Source organism: Novacetimonas hansenii JCM 7643 (assembly GCF_000964405.1).
Classification (GTDB): domain Bacteria; phylum Pseudomonadota; class Alphaproteobacteria; order Acetobacterales; family Acetobacteraceae; genus Novacetimonas; species Novacetimonas hansenii.
Window position 1 is genome coordinate 1 of record NZ_BANE01000052.1, and the last position, 2,338, is coordinate 2,338.

Sequence of the window (2,338 nt, forward strand, 5' to 3'; positions counted from 1 at the left end):
TTGAAAAAAGGCGGCACCCAAAAACTTTTCCTGTTTTTATCAATTATTTGTTTTCAAACAATCTTTTAGATAATCCCTATATATTCCAGGAATCTCTATATAAGATGAATTGATAAAAAAACATGCTGATGTTCAGATATTAAACATCTGCGGGAGAGATGACGTGAATAGCGGCGATCTTCAATTCTTTATGGCTGTTGCCACAACAGGTGGCATTGGAAAGGCAGCAGAGCAGCTCAATACCGTTCAATCAAACGTTACATCACGGATTCAGCGGCTGGAAGTCGAACTGGGTGTGCAACTGTTCACCCGCCACACACGTGGCGTGGAACTGACATCAGCAGGCCGCAAGCTGATACCCATTGCGGAACAGGTTAATACCCTGCTTGGGAGCATCCGGACCGTCGTACATGATGATGGTACGCCCCAGGGCAAGCTTATCATTGGTGCAATGGAAACCACCACGGCACTCTACCTTCCTGATATCCTCAGTAACTATGCCAAAGATTTTCCCAAAGTGGATCTGGCACTCCGCACCGGCACGACGACGGAACTGACCCGGGATGTGCTGGAACAGAAACTGGATGGTGCGTTCGTCTGTGGCCCGATCGCCCATCCCCGCCTGCACACCGAACGGATCCATGCGGAAGAACTGGTTCTTTTGAGCGGCCCGCACATCAAGGATCTGGCGCAAATCGTCGCATTGGGCGAAACATCCATTTTCGTGCTGCGTCTGGGATGTTCCTATCGCCAAAAACTGGAAGATATTTTAATAAATAAGGGAATTTCCATCGCAAGAATAAATGAGTTCGGAACCTTTGAAGCTATTTTCAGCTGTGTGGCTGCGGGTCTTGGCATAAGTATCGTGCCCCGATCAATGCTGCCCATGATCACCGCACGATGGATGCTGACGGCACATAGCCTTCCTGCCAGTATGGCATCCGTGGAAACGGTTTTCATTCGCCGTACCAGTACCTATATATCAAATGCCTTGTCCCGGTTCATCGACCATGTTCAGGACGCCAATCACCTACGTTCCAATGATGGGTGATTTTTTTCATTCCTCTTGATAAATAATTGGCTTTTAACCAGTGGCCAGTTCCAGTTCGTTGACAAGGGTACGCATCAACTCACCCGCAGGCATGCGGCGGGCCAACGGTGCCCCCTGTCCGGCCCATTGCGCCCCATAATCTGTCCGGTTATTCCGCTTCGCCGCCGCGTTAAGCGCCTTTGCAAGGTCGTACGCCACAGGATATGCCGGCACTTCATCAATATGGATTGTGCGGCCGACCTCAGTATAACGATTTGCCAGACAACGTGCGGGGCGACCGGAAATAACCGATGTCATCACCGTATGATACCCTGCATTACCGACCAGCGCGGCACGATAAGCATCATCAGCCAGCGATTCATCACAGGCGATAAAAGCTGTTCCCAGTTGGGCAGCCGCCGCCCCCAGTTTCATAATCGCAGCGATTCCTTCCCCATTCATGATCCCGCCTGCCGCGATAACAGGAACATCAAGAGACCGGGTGAGAATTTGGGTTAGGGCTGCTGTAGTCAGTTGATCATCAGGGTGTGAGGGATCAAAAATTCCGCGATGTCCACCAGCCTCGTAACCCTGTGCAATCAGGGCATGCACACCCGCCGCCACGGCAGTCTGTGCTTCGGCAAGATCCGTCACGGAACAGAGCAATATAATCCCGGCAGCGCGCAGGGCCTGAATCACATCCACTGCAGGCAAGCCAAAATGGAAGCTGACAACCCTGGGCCGTACAGCCAGAAGAAGTCGCATCATTTCTTCATTGGCAACGAAACTTCGATAAATCTCCCGTAACATGGAAGGTGACGTACCGCCCTCCATCATAAAATGTTCCTGGAAGCGTTCGATCCATTTTTCTTCGACCTCCAAAGATCGGGTCGATGGCTGATGGCAGAAAACATTTAAATTAAACGGACAGTTGGTACGTTCCTTTAATTCAGAGATCATATGCGCTGCCACTTCGACATTCGATGCCCCCAATCCCAGGGCACCCAATCCCCCGGCCCCGGATACGGCAGCCGCCAGTGCGGGGGAAGAAACACCCGCCATAGGTGCCTGGAAAATCGGCAACCGGATACCGATCGCCGTCAGGAGTTCCTGTCTTTTTATTCCTGTCATGGGATGCACCCGCATTATCGCAAAACTTTTTCGCCATCATGATAGGCAATCATGAGCGGAATAATGCATTATTTTTTATGATACCAAACATCATGAAACCAGAATTCGATCAGATATAAATTCCACGATATTGTACGGCGTGTCGTCAGTTAAGCAGGATGATGATTGAGGCGAATT

The 2,338-nt window shown here is 50.4% G+C and carries 2 protein-coding genes; one reads left to right on the forward strand and one right to left on the reverse strand.

Annotated elements, in window-relative coordinates:
• Nucleotides 1-163 precede the first annotated feature (163 nt).
• Complete coding sequence (locus B7G66_RS03905) at nt 164-1,051, forward strand: LysR family transcriptional regulator (RefSeq protein ID WP_040510978.1); 888 nt, start codon at nt 164-166, stop codon at nt 1,049-1,051.
• A 33-nt stretch (nt 1,052-1,084) separates the two neighbouring features.
• Here B7G66_RS03905 and B7G66_RS03910 read toward each other — a convergent pair whose 3' ends face one another.
• The gene (locus tag B7G66_RS03910; protein WP_003621306.1) at nt 1,085-2,176 is read right to left on the reverse strand and encodes an NAD(P)H-dependent flavin oxidoreductase; all 1,092 of its coding nucleotides are present in this window, start codon (nt 2,174-2,176) and stop codon (nt 1,085-1,087) included.
• Nucleotides 2,177-2,338 lie beyond the last annotated feature (162 nt).

What these genes read in the sequence shown, in the direction of transcription:
- B7G66_RS03910 (WP_003621306.1), bottom strand. Translation starts at nt 2,176, where the DNA reads ATGCGGGTGCATCCCATGACAGGAATAAAAAGACAGGAACTCCTGACG.